This is a genomic window from Levyella massiliensis (assembly GCF_000308275.2).
Taxonomy (GTDB): domain Bacteria; phylum Bacillota; class Clostridia; order Tissierellales; family Peptoniphilaceae; genus Murdochiella; species Murdochiella massiliensis_A.
Genome location: NZ_HG529490.1, coordinates 1,061,619 through 1,085,167 on the forward strand (window position 1 = coordinate 1,061,619; position 23,549 = coordinate 1,085,167).

Here is a 23,549-nt window from a genome sequence, read left to right on the forward strand (position 1 = left end):
TCTAATTCTTGACAAAACCTTAGGCCATTTCATCAGCCAAAACATCTGCAAAAGCTTGCAGAGCTGTCTTGGCTTGGCCAAAGTCGCGCATCTGATGATCAATGCCCAAACGAATATGACGAATATTCTGTTTATCAAACTCCTGGCGCAGAGAAGGATATTCCATTTCCTCCGGGTCACAGAAGTTCTGCATAAATACGACAATACCCTGTGCCTTGCTGTCGCGCACTAAATCGCAGACATATTCGGCACGGCGATTTTCTGCCGATGCTTCATCGTAGAGCAATACATCGTAATCCTGATCCGCAAATTGCTGTGCCAGGGCACGCATCGGATCATCATCTTCCGGCACATCGGTGCGGAAGCTGCGGCTCTCATGAGCCACATCATCCATAGCAATGGCAATCTTGTTGTCATCCAAAATTTGCAGCAGATCCGGATTATCGCAGATGATACCCGACGTAACGATGCGTACACCGTTCCAATCGGAAGCCGGCAATTTCTCCAGCTCGTCATTCAATGCGGTCAGTTTGTCCGTGTATTCATCTTTCAGCATGAAGTATGAAGCCTTCAAGACCGCGCTGCGGTTGACGGCAGATACTGCTTCCGGATGCTCGCCGGCCAATTTCACAAAGCGACGACGTTCTTCACGGCTGCGATTGTAAACCTTAATGGCTTCTTTCAACGCTTCATCGGTAATTTTTTTACCGGCAATTTCTTCCAATTGCTCTTTCACGTTATTGTATTGGGAAATGGTGTATTGGATGCCGTATTCCGGGCGACGGTTTTGCGGATGTGCCAAGAAGATGGTCGGCATTTTCCCCAATTTGTCCATCGCCACACGGATATTCTGGCTCATCGGGCGCAGTGTATCGCACAGTACGGTCATGATCACGCCGTCCAAGTCGTCCAGCGTACCGTCCAACAGCATTTCCAGGTCCAGTTGTGCCAGGGAGCAATAGAACGAAGCGCAGTATTCCTTAGCTTCTTTAATGTTCTTATCATTCGTTCCCCACATGCCCATCGGTACCATATCGGCTGCGAAGACCAATTCTTCCGGTGCGTAGTACGGCATAACGCCAATGGCTTTACGACCTTCGGCTTTATATTTCTTTAGCTGTGCTGCCGGGTTGTTAGCAACCTGAGCAAAAGCATCAAATTGTTCCTGCATGCTCATCTTAGTCCTCCTTCATCTTCGCACGACGATCGGCCATAGCTTCTACAAGTCCCTGCACACGTGTTTCATATTGTGCGGCGTTGAAGTTACGCGGATCCGCCTGGTCACCATCGAAGGAGACGCAAGGAATGCCCAGTTCTTCTGTCCAGCGGCGCTGCATTTCCGGCATATAACCGGACCACGGTTTGCAGCTGCGGTTGTAGTGTACCAAGGCGCCGTCAACCTTATTGTCGCGGCAGAGCTTAGCGCGCCATTCCACACCTTCTTCAAGACATACGCTGTTCGGTGCCTTGCAGTAGGCAGCGCACATGCTGTCCAAATCATCATAGACGAAACCGAATGCCGGCGCATACACAACGGCGGTGACGTTCAGTCCGTCCTTCTTTAACGGCTTAAACAGATCACGCAGAGCCGGCCAGCACGGAATACCCTCGAAGAGGATACGGTACTGTTCTTCAAACGGCGCTGTGGATTTGCCTTCCTGGCGATAGCGTTCGAGGTCCACGGCCAGCTGATCGAAGGCAGCCGCTGTCGTCTTCTTGGCACGAGCCGTAACAATATCTGCCATGTGGTTAAACAGATCAAAGCCCGACATCGGAGACGGTACATACTTCTGGAAATCACACACCTTTAACCAAGCCTTGGAAGTACGGTTGGCGTTGGCGCAGACTTCCTCGAATTTCTTCTCATCAAACTTCTTGCCCGAGATCTTTTCCAGCTGTTTGATGGCATCCATGAACTGTCCCTTAATATAGGCGACATTGTCTTCGGACACGCCGATTTCATTACGATACGGAATATCGATCATGATCAGCGGAATATTGTGCATACGCGCAATGTTCTCATACCATTTGGTCATGCAGTTGCAAATATTGTTGCAGCAGAGCACGAAATCCGGTTCCGGCACGCGACGGCTCTCGTTCGTCGTCTCAACGCCGGCCGAGTAGGCCAAGCTGATACGGGCATAACCGCAAATATCGTTATCAAAGCCCATGTTCTCAGCTTCCTGGCACATACGTTCTCCGTCGTGACGCGCCGCAATGCCAGCTGCCTGGTTTTCCGGATACACAACGGCCAGATCAAATACTTCTGCCAATTCGCACGGGAACTTCGATGACGACCAACCTACCGGACGGCCCGCTTTTTTCGCGTCCCACGCCGCCTGATAAACATCGGTCACGATGTCCTGAAGCATTTTGACACCGGGTAATACTTCCCTCTTTTTCTTCGGAGCTTCCTGCGTCCCCTCTGCTTTCGGGGCCTCCGTTACGGTTTTATCCTGTAACGTTTCTTTTTGTTCCGTCACAATAATCTCCTTTCCTCCATAGATGTTGCCATGAGTACAAGCCGAGCTCCACACTCGACGGTACCTTATTTTTGAATGGCATCAAAATCGCGAATGATGCGCGGGGTCATCATTTGATGGACCGGCGCGATCGATTGCGGATTCTGATAATAACTCTCCGTAAAGGCCTGGATGTAGGAGCGCAGATGAACCATGTTCACCACTTCGTCCACCAGACCCAATTTTGCGCAGTACTGCGGCGTGGACTTTTCTGTGTAATCATTGATCAGCTGGTTCATCTTTTCAATGACCGGTTCCAGATCGTTGCCCGCTTTCTGCTCTTTCACCAGACGACGGCTATACATTGCTGCCGCAGCGGTTTCGCCGGTCATAACGTTCATCTCTGTAGCAGCAGTGCCCAGGGAAAAGACGTTCGACGTATGTCCCTGCGGGCCGCCCATGACATAGTGTGCCGCAGCGGTACCCTTGCGCAGGGTGATTTCCAGCGATGCCATGTGCGTATCCTGGATGGAATAGATCAAAGACTGTCCCAAGCCCAGCAATTCCGCACGTTCGGCCGGATCGCCGACATCAATACCGGTCGTATCCTGAATCCATACCAGAGGCACACGATCACGAGCGCACAACGTCACGAACTCGTTCATTTTGATCAAACCCTGGCGATACAGTTTACCGCCGATGCCGACGGATCCTTCTTTATACTCGGGATAATTCATCAGAAGGCCCTGGTTATTCGTCACAACGCCAACCAGCAAACCATTAACTTTTGCCAAACCGCAGATGATTTCCGGACCATAGCCCTTCTTGAATTCCATGAATTCTGAGCCGTCAAACAGACGTCCCAACACATCGGCCGGTTTGTACTGTTTCTTTTTGTTCAGTGGAACGATCGAATACAGATCTTCCGACGAATACAGTGGTTCCTTCGGATCGTCTACGCGGAAGAACTGCGGGTCGTAGCAGGGCAGGAATCCCACATATTTGCGGATGCCTGCTAAAACGCCTTGTTCATCGGCATAAACTTCACGGAAGAAGCCCGTCTCGTTGTAGTGAACGCCAACCGTTCCCGGCGGTGTCGAGGTATCGCGCTTGGTCGCTTCGATCAGTTGCTCGGCGCCTTCCATGTCCATGTAGCCCTTCGGGTTCATACCGCCTAAAATACCAGCGCCACCGACGGCCATGTTAGCATCCTGATGTGCAATCAAAATCGTCGGGCTGATGGAGTGATAGCCACCGCCTGCCGGGTTCGTGCCGAAGATACCGACAATGACCGGAACGCCCAACTGGTTCAATTCCGAGTTGCGGTAGAACGGAGCGCCGCCGCCGCGACGGTTACCGTATACCAGTTCCTGCTCGTCCAGCTTAACGCCGGAGCAGTTCAATACGTATACCAGTGGGATGTGCAGCATTTTTGCTGTATCGGAAGCGCGAATCAAGTTCTCGGACTGACCCGGTACCCAAGCGCCTGCCAGCTTCTTGTTATCCGAAGCAACAACCACTGTCCAGCGGCCCGAGATGCGGCCCAAGCCCTTGATAATGCCCGTCGATCCGTTCTTGTTGTTCATCGGATTGTACAGGCTATTCAGCGGAAGGAAAATTCCATCATCCACTAATGACAATACGCGCTCCCAAGCCGTCATCTGGCCGGATTTATGAATGCCTTCGTCCGATTTTCCGGCATCGGCCGCTTCTTTGACGCGCTTAGCAATGTCTGCTTCAATGTCCTTTAATTCTTTTTCATTCTCCGGATTGGGACGATTCAACGGTCCACCAACCGTCGGCATCGTCTGAAAATAGCCGGGCATGGAATACATATACTCGCTCATCGTTTCTCCAGTTCCCTTCTCTGTTCTCCCGTGCGTCGGGACTATTTGCTTTCCTTTGGTACTTTAATGAAGACCTGACCCGGGTCGATTTCCTCACGGATGATGCGGATGATTTCGGGATCCGGTCCCTCCATCTTCTCTGCACGGCTGAGGTCAATCTCAAATCCGGTATTTTCCTGAATTTCTTCCGGCGTTGTGTACGGATAGTAGTACGCCAGATACATTCTCTTCGTCTGCTCATCAAACTTCATGATGCCCAGATCCGTTACAACCATCTGCGGGCCGCGATCTTCCGGCAAGCCGGCAGCCGCGCGGGTTCCTGGTCCGGTAACCCAACCCGGACTCGTCACGTAGTCAATGTGTTCCGTGAAGCGACGCTTCTGATGTTGCATCATCAATACCGTGTTCTGATAGGTGGCAATGCCATTCGCACCGCCCGAACCGGTAAAGCGTGTTTTCGGATGATTGTAATCGCCGATGGATGTGGAGTTCACGTTGCCATACGGGTCGATTTCGGCACCGCCGATGAAGGCGATAGCGTTATCGAATCCGTGCAGGTACATATTGGTTTCAAAGCCGACGAAACGAACGTTCGGCCACTGTACGGCGCAATGAGCCATGAAACGGCAGTCGCCGACGCTGCGCGGTACTTCGACCGGAGCGCAGTCCATCAGACCGCTCTCAACGATCAAATGACAGCTCGGCTGAATCACGCGCTTGGCAAGGGTTCCGCCGATCAGCGGAAGTCCTGTACCGATGGTAACGATCATATCCGGTTTAATGGATTTCGCAATGGCATAGGCCTGCATTTCCTGTTTGGTGTACTTTGTGTAATCTGACATGTCGATTCCCCTCCTGCTTATTTCACGTAGGTCGAGTAACCGAGACCCGGCACAACTTTTAGCTTAGCAAGACGGCTACCGCCGATCTTATCCAGCAACTGCTCATGGTTCTCTAAGCTGTAGATCCATTTTTCGCAGAAGTCCTTGAAGTTCTCCGGCATATTGTCCGGATCATAGGGGATCTTCTTCTTGTCCATTTTGGCCTTTGCATCGTTATCATCCAGATACTTGGATGCTTTGTCGTATTCACGAAGCAGGTCCGGATCATCATCGTAGTAGTCATAGCACTGTGACGGCCATGCGCCAAACGGCACATGCACCACCGCATCCACGCAACCAGCAAACACATTCGGCAGTGACGGATCCTTGCGGATCTCTTCATTGCTGACGAGCTCTTCGCACGTCACGATTGTCTTGCGCGCCGCCATAGCAATATCTACATCATGGAATTCATCGCCATAAATGATGGCGGTGCCGTCCGGGCTGGCTTTTTGCACATGAATAATCGCCGTATCCAGCTTCGGTACCGGTACAGCGACGCATTTTTCGCCCGGTTGGAACGGATTGTCCATTTCCACCAGTTTCAGATCATCTACTTTTTCCAATTTCTTTCGTACTTCTTCTGACATGCCCCAATATTTCGTTAAACCACTGGCCGCCATAAAACGGGTCGGTAAGAACGGAAGGCCCAATGCGGCGGCATGCAACTGTAGCATCAGCACGTCCTGCGAATAATCTTCAAAAAGAATTTCGCCTTTTTCAATGGCCTCGCGGAAGCGACGAGAAACGTTCGTGAATCCGGAGTTTGCCGTATAGCAGTTGATATACGCTTTTACACGGCCTTCGCCAATCAACAGATCCCAGTCTCCGCCGGCAGGACTGGACCAACCGATGAAATCCTTCTGTCCCTGACGAAGAATCTCAAATACTGCAGCATACGGCTTGCGGTTCGTGGTAAAACCACCGAAGCACATGACATCGCCACTCTCGACATACTTAGCGACGGCATCCTTCATGGACATCACTTTGTCCGACATGATTCCCTCCTCATTTCATTTGCAAAGGTTTTTCATTGTAGTAAGCCTTCTCTGTTATTCTACAGAACTTTCAGACTTCCGTCCACCGAAAAGCCAAAATCCGATAACGCGTCCCAAACCGCCGCCTCGAATCGATACCTAAGCGCTTGCAAAACATAGCGAAAGACGCGCGCTAGGCATCCTCAGACCTCCACCGAAGTTTTTCAAGCCGATTTCTCCTGTGGCAATGTGTGTGTTTTCTCTTTCAGCATACGAAGCATCATCCAAACCACGCCGATACCTAAAAGAATGTGACCGATACCCGCCATGCCGGAAAGCATGGCATCCGGAAAGAGGGCAACGCCCTCCGCCGTAATAGAATAGATGCCACGCACCATAAAAGCAACGATCGTCCCGGTTAGGCCGATAACGTAGACGGCAAGCGGCCGCACATAGCCCTTTAGTGACTTCTCCTGCTGTAGTAGAACAAAAAGCAACAAGAAAAATAGAAAGCCCAAGACCAGAAGGTGGACATGTACAACGCTTAGTGCGGTATGTGTCGTCCATCCGAAGGCTTTGGTAAATTCACGGTAAAAGACGCCGCCGGAAAGGCCGAGCACTAAGAACGTGATCGCCTGCTTAAGCAATGCCGAAGGACGAAGCTGCGGAATAAAGTGGCGATAGCCGACACCCACCAGAAGCACATAGGCAACGGTTTTTGGAATCATCAGAAGCCCGAGGAGGGGAACAAAGCGCGCGCCGATGACGACGGGGGCATAGAACAGAAAGCTCGCAGCAATCAACAGAGCGGTGTGCTGAAGGCCCGGCTTTTCCTTGGCCTTGGCCGTCCAGATAACAAGCACCAGGCCAAGAAGAGCAAAGGGAACATTGCGGAGAAGGCCAAAAAAGTAATTGCCTACTGTTCCCCATTCATTTTGCGGTAAGAGGACAAGAAGAAGGCGAAGTGCAACCAGAACATATACCAGCCGGCTCTTTCGTTCACCCTTATCGCCGCTCATGCTCTGATAGTAGCGATAAAAGAGAAGATAAAAGATGGTCATCGTGATACTGGTGACAAATTCTCCCCAAGAAAGCAGCGGAATATAGCGGTCGAAGCCATCGGGCGTGAGATTGCTCATCACACGCGGGATCAGATGAAAAGCATCGCCAAGGCCGAGCAGAACAGCCATCAGCCCAAATGTTTTAGCTTCTTTTCCCTCTTCCATCAAAAGGCGAAGCCCCATGGCAAGCACAACGCCCAAATAGGCAATATCAAAGAACGGTTCCATCAAATACATCATTGTTTAATCCTCCCTTCAACCAGCAAAGATAACAACGATACTGCAATAGAAATTCCTTCCGACTCCATTCTTCGGCAAATAATCGCCGAATCAGGTGATGCACCACAGCGCCGAGAAAATCAGCTTTTTCGGGATTCACCCAGGGTTCCATGTCCCGGGTGTAGTCTTTGCTCTCTTCACGGTAACGGTGCCATTCCCGCTCCAGAGCAGCGTTCATGAACAGATAGCGTTGCCGATACAGACCATAATGCTTGGGATCATACAAAAGATCCGCTGCCGCATCGCCAAACGCATCCAACGCCGCAAAAAGATCTCCCCCTTTTTTCTTGATTAAGGCGGCAAAAAGCGCATGCACCTCTGTCAGCTCCTTGTCCAATACGTAGAAGTAGCAATCATTTAACGAGGAGAAATATTGATAGAAACTGCCGCGCGGAAGATGCAGCCGTTCCACAATGCGCTTTATCGTGATCTCCTCCAGCGGATGAGTTTCAAATTCATCTACCAAAACACGGTAAATCGCCCGGCGTTTATCTTCCCGCAAACGAAAATAGGTTCCTGTCGGCATAATGCCTCCTTTCGAGCATCGACATGGATGAGGTAGCCATCATCCTTGCCGTATATACATACAATGCAACGTGCGATTTGAGCATAAATCCAGCTACAAAAATGACACTGCGTCACTTATGACACAGTGTCATTTTAAGGCGTGAAAAATCCTTTGTCAATCGAAATGATACACATCAAGCTTAACAAGTTCTACTGGCAAGACATATTGCTGTTCCTTCATGCTGCTCTCGTTAGCGATGCACAAATTGCCGGTAAGCAGAATAGCTGCGTGCTGCCGAAGAACAGCATTACTTCTCTTCCCCTTGCATGCGTGAATCCCTTTTGTTAGACTGTAGTGGAGCTTGTTAACCTATATTTTTTTTAGGTTGTCAATTTATGCGTGCCATTATTATCGCTAGAAGGAAGGTACTTTATGAACGCTAGACGCATTACCCGCATTGCTATTATGGCTGCCCTGACTTTTGTCGGATCCCTGATCCGCATCCCCATCGGGCCCATCCCTATTACATTCCAGACGATATTCGTCATTCTTACCGCACTGTTCCTGAACCCGGTGGATGCCGGTCTCGCTATGGCCGTTCACTTCGTATTGATGCTGGCCTTAAAGGGTGGCGCGCTCTTTGTATCGCCCTCTTCTGGTTTTCTCATCAGCTTCATCGTTGCCGCTGTGTTGGGCTCGCTGATTGCCCATCGCACCGCCTTCGGAAAGACCACTGTCGGTTTGCTCGTAGCAACGCTGGTCACCGCAGCTGCCTGCTATCTCATCGGCCTTCCCTATATGGCCTATGTGCTTAACGTCCTCAACGGCAAATCCATGAACCTCATGAAAATTCTCCAGGTCGGTCTCATTCCCTTTATCCCCGGCGATCTGATCAAAGCTGGCATCGCCTTTATCGTTGCTAAAATTGCCCTGCCCCATGTCTATCCCTTGCTACAGGGACCTGAAAAATACGCACACTGAACCGTCTTTTCTACCCGGACGGAAGAATTTGTCTCTCGGCGATGCCGGCATCACCATCCCCGTATGTGCTGTGGCCATGCCACAGAAGAAAGCCGTCCGCTTGTCATATGCCAAGCGGACGGCTTTCTTTGCGTAATGCCCTCTTACTTCGGGGCTGTCTTCTCCTTTTTGGCTGCTTTCTGCCGTTTTCCTGCACAGGAGTCGCAGGCTTATCGGGCGGCTATTGTCGACGGTGCCGGCGTGTCGTCCTTAGCGATTTGCGGCTTGTCGCTCACCATGCGCACGACCGTGCCTTTTAACAAAATTGGGCAAAGGCACGGTCAGAAAGTGGGCGCAAACGGCGTGTGCGACCGTGCCTTTTGAAAAAACAGGCAAAGGCACGGTCAGAAAGTCGGCACAGACGGCGTGTSCGACCGTGCCTTTTGGAAAAAAGTGAGCAAAGGCACGGTCGAAACCGGAGCAAATAGGTCATGTCCGACCGTGCCTTTTACAAAAAATCATCAAAGGCACGGTCGAAATCGTAGCCCGCGGGTCGTCCCCGACCGTGCCTTTTGAAAAAATTGAGCAAAGGCACGGTCAGAAAATTTGAATGCGGCCGCAAAACGCGCGCGTTGTCGAAAGAAAGGCGCCTCCGGCGTCCGTGAGGAGTCGTCCTTCGGCCGACGATTTATATAAAAAGGAAGCCCAGCTGTGCCGGGCATCAATAGATATAAGGAAGGGGCTGACCCATAAGGTCAGCCCCAACCGCTAAGAATGATCTTTTTTATTTCTCCAGTTCATCTGTCAACGACACCAACTCGTCTACGATGGAACCGATGTAGTCGATGGTGTCCTTCAGAGGCTTGTCGGTGGTGATATCGACGCCGGCAATGGCGGCAAGGCCGATGGGGTCAACGGAGTCGCCGGCGGAGAGGAAGGCGCGCCATTGGTCGACGACGCCGGGTTCGCCTTTCATCAGGCGCAGAGCCATCTGGGTGCCGACGGTGAGGCCGGCGGAGTAGGTGTAGGAATATAGGCCGTTGTAGTAGTGGGGCTGGCGCATCCAGGTGAGTGCGGAACCGTCCTTGATTTCGACGGCATCGCCCCAGAAGCGGGAGAGAACCTCTCGATAAATGGCGGTAAGAGAGTCCGCATCCACGGAGCCTCCTTGCTCCACTATGCGATAGACTTCGCGCTGATACGCGGCTTCCAGGAGATGGGTTACAAAGTTGTGGTAATAGGTCTGGGAGACCATCTGGGACAACACCCAGCGACGCTGACGTTTGTCATCGCCGGCCTTCTTTAAAAGATAGTTCTCCATGATGAGCTCATTGGTGGTGGAAGGGGATTCTACGGCGTACATGGACATTTCTTTGTTAAGGAAGGGCTGATGCTTGGCTGTGAGAATGTTCTGTCCGGCATGGCCCAACTCATGTGCCAAAGTAGCTACTTCATTGATGTGGTAGTTGAAGCTGGAGAGCACATAAGGATGGACACTGTAGACATCCGCACAGAAGGCGCCGGTGCTCTTGCCGCGATTTTCCGCGTAATCGATCCATCGCTCGTCAAAGGCGCGATCCAGCATGGCCACATAGTCATCGCCAAGAATGGAAAGGCCGTCTTTAATAAAATCGGCAGCTTCGGCATAGGAGATTTCTGAAGAAACGTTGGGGTCCAGTTCCAGCTTGAGGTCGTAGGTCGTCATCCTGTCAATGCCGTGGACACGGCCGATGAGGGTGGCGTACTTTTGCATAATGGGTGCCAAGCGCTCCATAATGACGTCGATTTGGCGATCGTAAAGGGCACGAGGCACTTCTTGCTCTGCTAAGAGATAGTCAAAAACCGAGTCGTAACCACGCAGGTCGGCTTCAATTTTCTCCTGTTGCACCCGGGCATTGTAAGCGGAGGCCGTGCCATTTTTGTGGCGCGCCAGTTCGGCGTAGAAAAGGTCGGCGGCGGTATGACGCACGGTATGGTCTGGGTCGGACTCGTAGCGATTCTCAAAGGCGTTATAGGTCATGGCATAGGTTTTGCCATGGGCTTCAAACGACGGGAAGCATGTGTCGGCGTTTTTGATATCGTTATAAATTTGATAAGGGCTGTCGAGTGTCGGCGCCATGGCAGCAAGGGCTGCTTCAGTCTCGGCGGAGAGATAATGGGCTTTATTTTTTCGAATCTTGCCTAGGAAACGCACATGGTCAGGAGCCTGTTGGGAGGCCTCTTCCAGAACAGCGTCGTCCAAGTGGGCTAATTCAATGGCAAAGAAAGCCAGTTTTTCATAAATCTTTGCCATGCGGGAACCCGTGCGAGCAGCACGCGCAATATTCTCTTTGTTGCTCGTATCGGCTTCCACCTGTAAATCCGAATAGGCAAAAAGACGCTCCGCAAGCTCCTGTATATCGCTATAGGCCTTAAGGGCAGTGTTAACGGTCTTGGCGTCTTTCAAGTGGCCGGCGTAGGCGTCAACAAAGTCTTTTGCTAAGGTTTCGATACGCGAAAAATCTGTTTCAAACGCTTCTTCGTTTGGATAGATGGGCGTCAGATCCCAGGTTTGTTCCACAGGCACATCGGCACGATTTAATATTTTTTCCATTGCTATATCCTTTCGTTGCATCGGCAAGGGATGGCGTGTGTTCGGCACGCGCTTCTTTGGCTATAATAAAAAGCAGATGATTCTGCCATAGTACGCTGGTGTTATGGTACCCGTTTTTCAAGGAGGAACTATGAAGCAAAACGACAAACGATTCGAAGCCTATGCCCGTCTCGTCGTGGAGGTGGGGTCCAATGTGCAGGCCGGCGTTCCGGTTTGGATTCAGGCGTCCGTGGAGACGGCTCCCTTTGTCCGTCTGATGACGCGCTATGCTTACGAAAAAGGTGCCTCAGAAGTGCTGGTGGATTGGAGCGATGACACGCTTCGCCGTCTGCGTCTGGAGCACGCGTCCATGGAAGTCCTGGAAACAGTGCCGGATTTTCTCTATGAGCGCCGCGAATACTATTGCAAAAAAGGCACTCACATGATTCACCTGATTTCTGCCGATCCCGAAGCTCTAACCGGTGTCGATCCCGATCGCGTACAGAGGGCATCCATGGCGATGAATCGCAAGTTTCAGCCGTTGCGTCACTACACCATGAACGATGAAATCTCCTGGACCATTGCTGCCATTCCCTCACCGGCATGGGCAATGAAAGTGTATCCGGATGCGGCGGACAGTGACGCTGCCGTGGATCGCCTGTGGGAGCAAATTTTTGAGGTGATGCGTCTAAATTTGCCCGATCCGGTGCAAGCTTGGCAAGAACATTTAAAGCGATTACAGCACCGCGCGGATCTGTTAAATGCCTATCGCTTTGCGTCTGTGCATTATACGGCATCAAACGGCACGGACCTCACTGTGCGTCTCCCGGAAGGGCATCTCTGGTTAGCTGCCACTTCTACCGATCAAACGGGGGTCCCCTTCGTGCCGAACATGCCGACCGAAGAAGTCTTCACGATGCCGCATCGGGAAGGCGTGGACGGGACGCTTGTCGCCACGCGTCCGCTGGCGTATAACGGCAGTCTTATCGAAGACTTTACGCTGCACTTTGAAAAGGGCGCAGTGGTATCCTACACCGCTGAAAAAGGGGAGGCTTCCCTTAAAGCGTTGCTCGCTGAGGATGAAAACGCAGTGCGTCTGGGCGAAATCGCACTCGTGCCCTACGACTCCCCTATTTCCAACGCAAAAACGCTCTTCTATGAGACACTTTTTGATGAAAACGCCTCTTGTCACTTTGCCTTTGGCGCCAGCTATCCGACCACGCTCGAGGGTGGTGATGCCATGAGCGACGAAGACCTGCTAAAACACGGTGCCAACGTTTCGCAAATTCATGAAGATTTCATGGTGGGCACAGCGGATCTTTCCATCGTTGGAACGACACATGACGGCAAAACGCATAACATCTTTAAGGATGGGAATTTCGTTCTTGAATAAGGTATGGCGGGGGCAAAGCAGATGCACTTCCCCCCCCTATAAAGAAAAATCCGACGGCCTCGGCGGCCGTCGGATGCTTCATTTCGTGCTTCGTTTGAAAGCAGAACAAAGGAAGACGAAATACGCTATACGTCAGTTGATATGCATGCATTGATTAGATATTTCTAATCCGATAGTAGTATATCATACTTGCGAAGTGGGATTTTGATTTCTTTGTGTTGAAATCGATAATTTTAGCGCTAGGGCAGCGATGGGTACGCTTCTGTGCCTAGGTTCCGAAGGAGGTTTTATGTTTACCACTTCACTGCAAATCGATGGTAAGCCGGATTATTTTGAACATACCGTGTTGTTGAGCGGATCGCCGCGACGCCGGGCGTTGCTCTCCTTTTTGCATCCGATGCGTGACCATGTCGCTGTCGATGAACCGGCTATAAGGGCGGCGTCGCTTGCAAAAACCGAAGGACAACCCATGTTGGAACGCGCCACGGAGGCCGCACGCACGCTGGCAGCGGCCAAAGCCGGCTGCAACAATCCCGACTTTTCTCTCTTAGCAAATACCCTCTACATTGCTGCCGATACCATGGTCGTCATGGGCGAAGAAATTTACAACAAGCCCTACAATCTTGACGATGCAGAACGGATGCTTCGCTCCTATTTCGGCAAAACGCACACCGTCATCACGGCGGTATGCCTGCGCACCTTGCACGCCACGATACATTACGAGACCTTTGCGCAAGTGACGTTTTCTCCCTATGTGCCCGCCATGGAGCCGCTCTTGAAAGCCTATCTCTCCCCCGCCCTTCTGGATCGCGCCGGCGCCTACGGATTGCAGGACATGCCGCCGAGCTTTCTTGCGGATCTGCGCGGGGATCCCTATACAGTGATCGGCTTTTCCGTCTCCGCCCTCTGGGAGGTCATTTCTCCCTATTATGTGCCGGGGCGGGTGGTGCTTTGGCGTGACTGTGACAAAGCGGCTTGTCGTCCGGGTGACGCGAACGCGGTCAATGCGGCAAGTATGACCGATGCAGAGGATAACGTGTTCCCTTCCATCGCCGTTTTTGAGGGAATCGTACGGGAATTGGCGGAAGAATTGCCGGAATTTCTCTTCCGTGATTTGAACGGTCTGATTCAAATCCAGCCGCAAGTGGAATACCATCCAAAGGCGCGTAACCACGATCTGTTGGTGATGGGGCGCTACGTTCGAGATTCGCTCGGCCGCCATATCGAACTCTACTACGGCTCCTTCCGCGAGCAATTTCCGACGTGCAACCGCGAGCAGTTAAAACCCCATGTACGCGAAACCCTCTTTCATGAATTTGAGCACCATATCGAAGGGCTTGCCGGCAATCACGATCTGGAGATAGAAGACGAAATCTTCTTGCGCAACTACCTGCGCCACAATCGGTAGCAGGTTGGCGGTTTTACGATTTCAGTGCCATTCCTATTATCATCTACAAACCTTTTCTCAAGTTTTTATGTTATAGTATAAGTGCATCTGTCGCGTACAATTATGAAAAGGAGGCATTATGAAATTTGAAGTGATAGACAATCTGTTTACTATCAACCTCAACAGCGTGCTGACGCTCGCGTTAGCCGCCATACTTCTTCTCATCGGGTACTTATTGGTAAGGAAGGTTAATTTTTTAGCGAAATTCTGTATCCCTGCTCCGGTCGTTGGTGGATTTATTTTCATGCTGATTACTTGGGTTGGCCACAGCACAGGAAGCTTTACCTTTGTATTCGATGATCCCTTCCAAAGCGTATTTATGCTGGCATTTTTCACAACGGTCGGCTTGGGCGCCAGCCTTAAGCTGCTGAAGAGCGGCGGTAAATTGCTGATTATTTACTGGTTGGTATGCGGTGTGGTTTCCATCATCCAGAACAGCATCGGTATGGGCATTTCCGCCGTCACCGGTCTGGAACCGCCGTATGCGTTACTGGCCAGCTCGATCTCGATGATCGGCGGACATGGCGCTGCGCTGTCCTACGGCAATACCTTCGTCGGGATGGGCTATCCCATTGCTAAGACGGTGGGTGCTGCAGCGGCAACGTTCGGTCTGATTTCGGCCGTTATGCTGGGTGGCCCTCTGGGTCGTCTGCTTATCGAACGTCACCACCTGAAGCCGACCAATGAAGACTTCACGACGGCAGCTGCAGATATCAATACGACGGACGAAACACATACGCTGACAAGCTTTGAAATCATTCAAAACGTCGTTGTCATCATCTGCTGCATGGCTGCCGGCTCGATCATTTCGGGTTGGATTGGAAAACTCATTAAAATGGACTTCCCGACTTATGTCGGCGCAATGTTCCTGGCCGTCATCGTGCGCAACCTGAACGAGAAGCATAAATTCTTCCACTTTGATTTTGCGCTGGTTGACGGTATCGGTACGGTGATGCTGAACCTGTTCCTGTCCTTGGCGTTGATGACGCTGAAACTGTGGCAGCTGTCCGATCTGATTGGCGGCGTGTTGCTGGTTGTCATTTGCCAGGTGCTTTTCCTGGGTCTCGCTTCCTACTTCATCATCTTCCGCATCTTGGGTGCGGACTACGATGCTGCAGTAATGTGTGCGGGTCTCTGCGGTCACGGCCTGGGTGCAACGCCTTCTGCCATCGTGAACATGACAGCGGTCAACGATCGCTATGGTTATTCACGTAAAGCGATGATGATTGTGCCGATTGTCGGTGCGTTCTTGGTGGATATTATTTATCAGCCGCAAACCATCGCGTTCATTCGTATGTTCGTGCAGAACTTAAAGTAAGGTGCTGTTTTATATCGCACGAATATTTCTCCCGTACCGTTTCATCGGAAGTCACACGGCAATCCGAGGAATAAAACAGATGTAAAGAGGCTGTGCCAAATGGCACAGCCTCTTATTTTTGCAATTGACGCTGGCATAGCAGCCAGTTTTTTTCGTATTATTCGATGATGCCTAGTTCACGGCCGACCTTCGCGATGATATCCACAGCGCGTTCGATTTGCTCTTCGGTATGCGCCGCCGTGATCATGCAGCGCACACGCCCGGTCCCCTTCGGAACGGTCGGGAATACGATCGGACTGGTGAAGACGCCGTTTTCAAAGAGTGCTTCGGAGAAAGCGCCCGTCTTGGCTTCGTCGCCAATGATGATCGGAGTGATGGGGGTTTCGCTGTGACCGGTGTTAAAGCCCAGTTTGCCAAGCTTTTCTTTAAACAGGCGCGCATTGTCCCATAGCTTGTTGGTGTATGCATCGCTCTCCATCAGCATCTTAACCGCTTCAATGATGGCAGCGGTGTCCGCCGGGGTATTGCCAGTAGAGAACAGGAGCGGCCGGCTGCGGTTCTTCAGCCAGTCGATGGTGACCTGTTTGCCCGCCACATAGCCGCCGATAACGCCCATGGCTTTGGACAAGGTACCAATGATGAAGTCCACTTTGCCGTGGAGATGGAAGTGATCCACCGTACCGCGGCCGCTGCGGCCCAACACGCCCGAAGCATGCGCATCGTCCACGTAGGTCATGCAATCATACTTTTCCGCCAGGGCAACGATGCCCGGCAAATTGGCGATATCGCCGTCCATCGAAAAGACACCATCGGTAATGATCAAAACTTTATTGAACTCCGCACGACGCTCCTTCAGCACGCGCTCGAGATCTTTCATATCGCTATGCTTAAAGACGGTTTTCTTGGCCTTCGAAAGACGGCAGCCATCGATAATAGAGGCATGGTTTAATTCATCCGAAATAATCAAGTCGCCTTCGTCAACCGCCGCTTGAATGGTGCCGGCGTTGCAGTTAAAGCCGGACTGGTAGACGATAACGGCTTCCTCTTCCTTGAATTCGGCCAGGAGTTTTTCCAGCTCCTCATGCAGAGACAGGTTTCCGTTAATGGGACGCACCGCACCGGCACCAACCCCGTATTTTTCAATGGCGGCAATGGCGGCCTTCTTCAGACGCGGATGATTAGCAAATCCCAGATAGTTGTTGGAGGAAAGATTGATGACTTTTTTTCCATCAATGACACATTCCGCTTCATTCGGGCCTTCGACCACCTTAAAGGTTTTATAGAGACCGTCTTGTTTCAACCCTTCAATTTTTTCCGCAAGATATTGCATGTCGTGAATGCTCATGATTCTCCTCCCCTATTTCGTAAGACGTTTCTTTAAATTTTCCAACATATCCGTGGTCATGGTGTCCAGATCGTACTTTGCCTTCCAGCCCCATTCTTCTTGGGCAGCACTGTCGTCCAGCTGATCCGGCCAGGAATCGGCAATCGCCTGCAAGGTCGGATTGACCTCATACTCCATGGTGAACGCAGGCATCTGTTTTTGAATGGCCGCCGCAACGTCCTCCGGGGCAAAGCTCATGGAGGCGATATTAAAAGCGTTGCGATGCTTGAGCTTCGAAGGATCCGCCTCCATCAATTCATGCACCGCTCGCAGCGCATCGGGAATATACATCATATCCATCAACGTGCCTTTGGCAATCGGGCAGGTATAATGCGCGTCACGAATGGCTTTATAGTAAATTTCCACGGCATAATCCGTCGTGCCGCCACCCGGCAGAGCCTCATAAGAAATCAGTCCCGGGAAACGAACGCCGCGCGTATCCACGCCGAAACGACGGAAATAATAATCGCACAGAAGTTCGCCGGCGACTTTGGTCACGCCGTACATTGTTGTCGGGCGCTGAATCGTATCCTGCGGAGTAACTTTCGGGGTGGTCGGTCCGAATGCACCGATCGAACTGGGCGTGAAGACAGAGAGATTCTTCTCTCTGGCTACCTCCAGAACCTGAAAAAGGCCTCCCAGGTTAATTTGGTAGGCCAATTGCGGACGCGCTTCCGCAACGGCAGACAAAAGAGCTGCCAGATGCATCACCGTATCCACGTGATAGTTGTCCACGAGTTCCGCCAGACGCTTGCCGTCTGTAACATCTAAGAGTTCAAAGGGGCCGGCTTCCACCGCCGGGGAATCCTTCTGCACCACATCCGTCAGAATAACATGCTCCGCCCCATACTCGCGCCTGAGATAGGACGATAGTTCTGTCCCAATCTGGCCCAATCCGCCTGTGATTAGAATCGTTTGCATACCTGCTCCTTCGGCTACCTTTCACCGTTACTCCCTCGAAGGCGCAAGAACCCTACGCCCCGGGAGTGTCGATTGCGACGGATTCGGCTTCTTGCTTACGGCGCGGCAGGGAAATGGTAAAGCGTGATCCCGTGCCCAGGGCACTTTCCAGCGTAAGCGTCCCACCGTGCACCTGCACAATATGCTTTACCAAGGAAAGGCCCAAACCGGTTCCCGATCCCTCTGTACGCGTACGACCCGGGTCTACCACATAGAAACGTTCAAAAATGCGTTCCTGGTTTTCCGGCGCAATACCGATGCCATCGTCTTCCACGATTATAAGTATATTGTCCTCGTCTTGCCGTAGCTTTGTCAAGACATATCCGCCCTCCGGCTTTGAATACTTGATCGCATTGCTGAGCAGGTTACGCAATACGTCCGTCATCAGTCGCCGATTGCCGAACAGGCGCACTTCCTGATCTTTTCCTGTGCCCTCCACATCCACATGGAGCTTAACATGGTGATCCTGTGCCATCGATCCCAGGGTTTCTATCTCCTGTAACAATGCTTTATGTAAATCAAATTCCTCGCGTTGATCAAAATCCGAATACCCGGTATCAAATTTTGAAAGCTGGATAATTTCATTGATCATATTCAGAAGGCGAATGCCTTCACGATGGATAATACCGGCAAAACGGCGCGTGTCTTCGGGCCCCACCATGCCGGATTCAATCATTTCCGCATAACCGTTAATGGACGTGAGCGGACTTTTCAACTCATGGCTCACATTGGCGGAAAATTGGCGACGCATATTTTCGTTTTCGCGCACATTCGCCAATTGCTGCAAGAAATGCGTGCGTTCTTTATTCGTCTCCAATAGACTCCCGAGCGCCTCTTCCGCTTCAAGCGTGGGCACCTCATCTGTCACTTTGCCCGACAGCAAACCGTTTAAATATTTCACCATCATGCGCAGCGGACGTAAGCTTTGAGCATAGATGCGATCCGTGAAAATGGTGGACAAAACGACAGCCACAATCGAAAGCTCCAACACCACTGGAAACATGATCTTTGCCCATTGTACCGGCGTCTTCTCCGGCAGTTCCGCATGTAACGTCCACAAACAAATCAGGGTGGAAACGAGCGCAAAAATCATGCCCGCCAATAAAAAACGGAACCAAATATTACGCTTCATTCCACCCCTCCTGTTAAGCATCCTTGCTCAATTTATAGCCGACATTGCGCACGGTTTTAATGTACTTGCCCGCATCGCCCAGCTTCTGGCGCAGCGAACGAATATGGACATCCACGGTACGCGTTTCGCCGGCATATTCATAACCCCAGATCTCATTCATAATCCGATCACGCGACAAGACCACGTCTAAATTATTCATAAGATAATAGAGCAGCTCGAACTCTTTGTAGGTTAATTGTACCTCATTTCCATTCACCAACGTCTGCCGTTTTTGCGGATCCATCTCGATTTCGTTGTGAACTAAAACCGAGCGCTCTTCGCTATCGCCATAGCGACGCAACACCGCTTTCACACGACTTAAGAGTTCCATGACCCCAAAGGGTTTCGTGATATAATCATCCGCGCCCATGTCCAACCCGCGCACCTTGTCGTATTCGCTGGTTTTCGCCGTCAGCATGATCACCGGAATTTCCTTGGTTTCCACCCGATTCTTCAGTGTTCCAAGGATGGTGTAACCGTCTTCTCCGTCCAGCATGATATCCAGTAAAAAGAGAATCGGCGGCTCTTCCTTTTCCAGCGCTTCGTACAATCCCTTTGCATCAGCAAAGCCGCGCGCCTTGTACCCGTTGTTATTCAAGGCATAGCTGATCAATTCCCGTATATTTTGATCATCTTCAACTATAAAAACCTGTTTCATGACATTTCCTCTCGAAAGATAGAAAGAACCGCAATAAGCGCAGAGCGGTTGACGAAAAAGCTAATCAAATTTTTCGACCGCACCGGTAATGGAATATACCACGGCTTCCGCAATGTTTTGCGCGTGATCCGCACTGCGCTCCAAGTATTTTGAAATCATCAACAGATCAATGGCCAAATTCGCATCGATGGTTTCTGTGCGAATATCATTGATGACTTCTTCGCGGACTTTGATAAAGAGGGCATCCACTTCATCATCCATCTGGGCTGCTTCGTACGCCAGTTCGCTGTCCCCTTCCACAAACGCACGTACGGCGTTGGAAACCATCGTTTGTGTGATTTCTGACATCTTCGTCAGACTACCTAAGCTCCGCTGTTTATAGCCGAAGTTGAGCATCTGTTTAACCAGAACAGCAATATCCTCTGCCTGATCTCCGATGCGCTCCATATCCGTGTTCATGCGAATGGCGGCCGACACAAAGCGAAAGTCGCGCGCTAACGGCTGCTCTTTCAGCAATAGTAACAACGCCTCGGATTCAATCTCCGAGCAAAATTGATTGATCTCCGGTTCCTGTTGGAGCACAAAATCGATATGCGATGTATCCTTGCTGTTTAAGGCCTCCAGCGCATACGAGAGAGACTGGTTCACCATTTCTCCCATGGACACCAAGTTGGAGTTCAATTCCTCCAGTTTGTTTTCAAAATTATTACGCATACTTTCTCCTCCCACCGACGGGCATCATCCAAAGTGACCCGTAACATAGCGCTCCGTACGTTCATAGCGCGGATTTTCAAAAATTTGCACGGTATCGCCAAACTCTACCAGCTCTCCTAAATAGAAGAAGCCCGTTTCATCGGCAATGCGCGTTGCCTGCTGCATATTATGGGTGACGATGACGATCGTGAACTCTTTTTTCAGATCAAACATAAGGTCTTCGATCTTCGTCGTGGAAATCGGGTCCAATGCCGAGGTCGGTTCATCCATTAGGATGACTTCCGGTTCCACTGCCAGAGTACGCGCAATGCACAAACGCTGTTGTTGTCCGCCGGAAAGTCCCAACGCACTCTTGTGTAGACGATCCTTCATTTCGTCCCAAATGGCCGCTTGCTTGAGGCTGCGTTCCACAATCTCGTCCAGCTGCTGCCGGTCACGAATGCCATTAATACGCGGTCCGTAGGCCACGTTTTCATAGACACTCTTCGGAAACGGGTTCGGCTGCTGAAACACCATACCGACACGCTTACGTAACTCCAACGCATCCATATCTTTATAGACGTCCTTGCCATCCATGAGCAGCTTGCCATCCACGCGCGTATCGGGAATCAAATCGTTCATACGGTTGATGGTTTTTAAAAAGGTGGATTTTCCACAACCGGATGGCCCGATGAATGCCGTAATCTGATTGGATTTCACATTCATACTGATCCCCTTGAGCGCCTGAAACTCGCCGTAATAAAAGTCCAGATCAGACACCTCGAATTTGAAGGGCTGGTTCTGCGTTTCAATCGTATTCATCAACGACTCCTTCACTGATTCTCAACCGTCGAACGCTTTACTTCTTAGCGCTTCCGGTTTGCTTTTTGTTGATGTTGCTGACAATTCTGCGCGCAATGACTGAGAACAGCAACACGACAATGACCAAGATAGCGGCCGAAAAGTTAGCAATTTTCGCACTGTTCGGGTCCACAGCTTCCGAGCGCATAACCCAAATATGCAACGCCAGCGTTTCGCCGGTGCGGAGCGGGTTTAACGCGTTTAGCGGAGAGGTCAAGTCCCAGTTTGCCCAGTCGATACGGGTAGACATACCCGACGTATACATTAACGCCGTCGCTTCACCGAAAACACGGCCGGCAGCCAAGATGATACCGGAGCCGATACGCGGCAGCGCCGCTGGCAGCAAGGTGTGCACAATGGCGTACCAATGGGTCGATCCCAACGCCATGCTGCCTTCAACAAAGTTGCGTGGCAACGCGCGAATGGCGTCCTCTGTGGAGGTGGTAATGAGCGGAATACTTAAAATGGATACCGTCAAGGAGCCAGCTAACAGGTTCCAGGTGGCACCAAAAGTGAGCACAAAGGCCAAGTAGCCGAACAAACCGATAACAATGGACGGCAGCGAGGATAAAGATTCGATGCTCATCCGCAAGAATTCGGTGACTTTGCCCTGTTTCGCATATTCTGCCATATAGATACCTGCCGGAATGCCCACCAGGCAGCTGAATAGCAACGAAAGGAACAGCAGATAAATGGTATTAAAGAGCTGGTTTCCGATACCCTTGGATGAGAAGGAAAAAACGCCCGGAAAGTAGCTCATGAGGCCATTTACGATAATATAGCCTGCTAAAAGCAGGATGAAGATCAGGAAGAAGCCGCCGATTGCCGAGAACAGTATCGTCATGAAGCGATCCACATTCTTGGCTTGGGCGATACGCTTTCGCATTCTCTCGTCCATCACACCACCTCCTCATCCAGATCCACGTCGGCTTTTTCCGCCGCCTTCATCGCACTCTTCTGCTGCTCCAGTTTGTTCTTCTGAACATTCGAGAATACATGGATTAGAACAATGAACAGAATAGAGATCACCATTAACAGCAATGCCAGACTCCAAAGTGCCATGTTTGCTTCACTTCCATCGATAGTATTACCCATATCGGAAGCCAAGATGCCGGTGATGTTCGCCGTCGGAAACAAAATGCCGTTCGGGAACAGACGCGTACGCCCAATCACCATGGAAACGGCCAATGCTTCGCCGAATGCACGTGCCAGCCCCAAAATAATGCCGGTATAAATACCGGTGCTGGATGCCGGAATGACGATGTTCTTAATGACCTGCCAGCGCGTAGATCCCATGCCATAGGCTGCCTGGCGATAGCTATCCGGCACACCGCGAATGGTATCCGTGATATACGTGGTGATGGTCGGAAAGATCATAACTGTCAATACGATCACGGCCGCTAACACGGAATAGCCGCCTACCGGGGCATGGAAAGTATCACGAATCCAAGGCACCAACACGGTCAAGCCCACCCAGCCATAGACAATGGAGGGAATACCAACGAAGATTTCCACGGCCGGTTGAAAAATGGTTTTGCCCCATTTCGGAGCAATTTCTGTCATAAAAATCGCTGCCCCCAGCGAAAACGGCGTGGCCAATAGAATGGCCAGACCGCAGGTGAGGATGGAGCCGAAGATATACACCGCGGCCCCGATGCTGCCCTTCCCCGGTGAATCAAAGGAGTCCGTAGGATTCCAATTTTCGCTAAAAAGAAAGTCCATCACACCATGCTTGAACTGCGTGAAGGAGGCTGTCCCGCGCACAAGCAGGAATAGAAGAATAGCGATGGTAATGGCTATGATGAGTAACCCCATGAAGGTCACAAATCCGCGTCCCAAGTACTCTCTTCTGAACTTTTCCTCTCCCGGCGTGCGCAGTCTCTTTTCACGTGTCTTCACCAATGACGAAGACGCTGCTTCTTGTTGTTTCGTAGCCATATGCACGTCCAATCTGGTTCTAAAGAATGTCCCGGTTCTACAGGACGTCTCGCTTCAAAAATGTTCCGATTAAGGGGCTCTTCCCTGCCGAAAACACCAGCCGTAAAGGAAGAGGCATTGCGAAACTCTCATTTCACAATGCCTCCGCAGTTTCCTATTGTCGGACTCTAACCTTCCGA

At 51.1% G+C, this 23,549-nt stretch carries 20 protein-coding genes; 4 read left to right on the forward strand and 16 right to left on the reverse strand.

The genetic code is table 11. The annotated features are described in order from the left end of the window. Positions 1–19 precede the first annotated feature (19 nt). The 7 genes from hgdB to BN98_RS04925 form a co-directional block, all read right to left on the reverse strand. Positions 20–1,177, reverse strand: coding sequence for a (R)-2-hydroxyglutaryl-CoA dehydratase subunit beta (hgdB, locus tag BN98_RS04895; protein WP_019189443.1), 1,158 nt, complete (start codon positions 1,175–1,177; stop codon positions 20–22). Position 1,178: 1 nt separating this feature from the next. Next, complete coding sequence (locus BN98_RS04900) at positions 1,179–2,372, reverse strand: 2-hydroxyacyl-CoA dehydratase subunit D (protein WP_084765313.1); 1,194 nt, start codon at positions 2,370–2,372, stop codon at positions 1,179–1,181. 176 nt (positions 2,373–2,548) lie between these two features. Continuing rightward, on the reverse strand, positions 2,549–4,309 hold the full coding sequence (locus BN98_RS04905) for an acyl-CoA carboxylase subunit beta (RefSeq protein ID WP_019189441.1): 1,761 nt from the start codon (positions 4,307–4,309) through the stop codon (positions 2,549–2,551). Between the two features lie 41 nt (positions 4,310–4,350). Next, entirely contained in the window at positions 4,351–5,151 is an 801-nt protein-coding gene (gene gctB / locus BN98_RS04910) for a glutaconate CoA-transferase subunit B (RefSeq protein ID WP_019189440.1), read from the reverse strand. A 17-nt stretch (positions 5,152–5,168) separates the two neighbouring features. Then, positions 5,169–6,188: a CoA transferase subunit A gene (locus BN98_RS04915; RefSeq protein ID WP_019189439.1), complete on the reverse strand. Its 1,020-nt coding sequence runs from the start codon at positions 6,186–6,188 to the stop codon at positions 5,169–5,171. Positions 6,189–6,391: 203 nt separating this feature from the next. After that, entirely contained in the window at positions 6,392–7,468 is a 1,077-nt protein-coding gene (locus BN98_RS04920) for a DUF2871 family protein (RefSeq protein ID WP_019189438.1), read from the reverse strand. Further along, complete coding sequence (locus tag BN98_RS04925; RefSeq protein ID WP_019189437.1) at positions 7,440–8,033, reverse strand: TetR/AcrR family transcriptional regulator; 594 nt, start codon at positions 8,031–8,033, stop codon at positions 7,440–7,442. Before BN98_RS04925 ends, BN98_RS04920 begins: the two co-directional genes overlap by 29 nt. A gap of 414 nt (positions 8,034–8,447) precedes the next feature. Between BN98_RS04925 and BN98_RS04930 the strand changes: the two genes are divergently transcribed. Continuing rightward, positions 8,448–8,996, forward strand: a complete 549-nt coding sequence (locus BN98_RS04930) for a biotin transporter BioY (RefSeq protein ID WP_019189436.1) — start codon at positions 8,448–8,450, stop codon at positions 8,994–8,996. A 763-nt stretch (positions 8,997–9,759) separates the two neighbouring features. Here the strand turns inward: BN98_RS04930 and pepF are convergent. Next, positions 9,760–11,568 (reverse strand): oligoendopeptidase F, encoded by a 1,809-nt coding sequence (pepF, locus tag BN98_RS04940; RefSeq protein ID WP_019189434.1) that lies wholly within the window; start codon positions 11,566–11,568, stop codon positions 9,760–9,762. A gap of 130 nt (positions 11,569–11,698) precedes the next feature. On the opposite strand from pepF, the gene BN98_RS04945 reads away from it, so the two are divergent. From BN98_RS04945 to gltS, 3 genes are all read left to right on the forward strand, one after another. Then, positions 11,699–12,940, forward strand: a complete 1,242-nt coding sequence (locus tag BN98_RS04945; RefSeq protein ID WP_019189433.1) for an aminopeptidase — start codon at positions 11,699–11,701, stop codon at positions 12,938–12,940. Between the two features lie 289 nt (positions 12,941–13,229). Next, on the forward strand, positions 13,230–14,348 hold the full coding sequence (locus BN98_RS07950; protein WP_019189432.1) for a Maf family protein: 1,119 nt from the start codon (positions 13,230–13,232) through the stop codon (positions 14,346–14,348). Positions 14,349–14,466: 118 nt separating this feature from the next. After that, positions 14,467–15,705, forward strand: a complete 1,239-nt coding sequence (gene gltS / locus BN98_RS04955; protein ID WP_019189431.1) for a sodium/glutamate symporter — start codon at positions 14,467–14,469, stop codon at positions 15,703–15,705. Between the two features lie 157 nt (positions 15,706–15,862). On the opposite strand, the gene BN98_RS04960 is transcribed toward gltS, so the two are convergent. From BN98_RS04960 to pstC, 8 genes are read right to left on the reverse strand one after another with little or no spacing between them, the layout of a single operon-like run. Then, the gene (locus BN98_RS04960; protein ID WP_019189430.1) at positions 15,863–17,050 is read right to left on the reverse strand and encodes a glycine C-acetyltransferase; all 1,188 of its coding nucleotides are present in this window, start codon (positions 17,048–17,050) and stop codon (positions 15,863–15,865) included. Between the two features lie 12 nt (positions 17,051–17,062). Further along, positions 17,063–18,010 (reverse strand): L-threonine 3-dehydrogenase, encoded by a 948-nt coding sequence (locus BN98_RS04965; RefSeq protein ID WP_019189429.1) that lies wholly within the window; start codon positions 18,008–18,010, stop codon positions 17,063–17,065. Between the two features lie 52 nt (positions 18,011–18,062). After that, on the reverse strand, positions 18,063–19,181 hold the full coding sequence (locus BN98_RS07955) for a sensor histidine kinase (protein WP_019189428.1): 1,119 nt from the start codon (positions 19,179–19,181) through the stop codon (positions 18,063–18,065). Between the two features lie 13 nt (positions 19,182–19,194). After that, positions 19,195–19,878, reverse strand: coding sequence for a response regulator transcription factor (locus BN98_RS04975; protein ID WP_019189427.1), 684 nt, complete (start codon positions 19,876–19,878; stop codon positions 19,195–19,197). A 60-nt stretch (positions 19,879–19,938) separates the two neighbouring features. Next, positions 19,939–20,592 (reverse strand): phosphate signaling complex protein PhoU, encoded by a 654-nt coding sequence (gene phoU / locus BN98_RS04980; protein WP_019189426.1) that lies wholly within the window; start codon positions 20,590–20,592, stop codon positions 19,939–19,941. A gap of 24 nt (positions 20,593–20,616) precedes the next feature. After that, positions 20,617–21,393: a phosphate ABC transporter ATP-binding protein PstB gene (pstB, locus tag BN98_RS04985; protein ID WP_019189425.1), complete on the reverse strand. Its 777-nt coding sequence runs from the start codon at positions 21,391–21,393 to the stop codon at positions 20,617–20,619. Positions 21,394–21,430: 37 nt separating this feature from the next. Then, positions 21,431–22,330, reverse strand: coding sequence for a PstA family ABC transporter permease (locus BN98_RS04990; RefSeq protein ID WP_019189424.1), 900 nt, complete (start codon positions 22,328–22,330; stop codon positions 21,431–21,433). Continuing rightward, positions 22,330–23,370, reverse strand: a complete 1,041-nt coding sequence (gene pstC, locus BN98_RS04995; protein WP_019189423.1) for a phosphate ABC transporter permease subunit PstC — start codon at positions 23,368–23,370, stop codon at positions 22,330–22,332. The genes BN98_RS04990 and pstC overlap by 1 nt, the downstream gene beginning before the upstream one ends. Positions 23,371–23,549 lie beyond the last annotated feature (179 nt).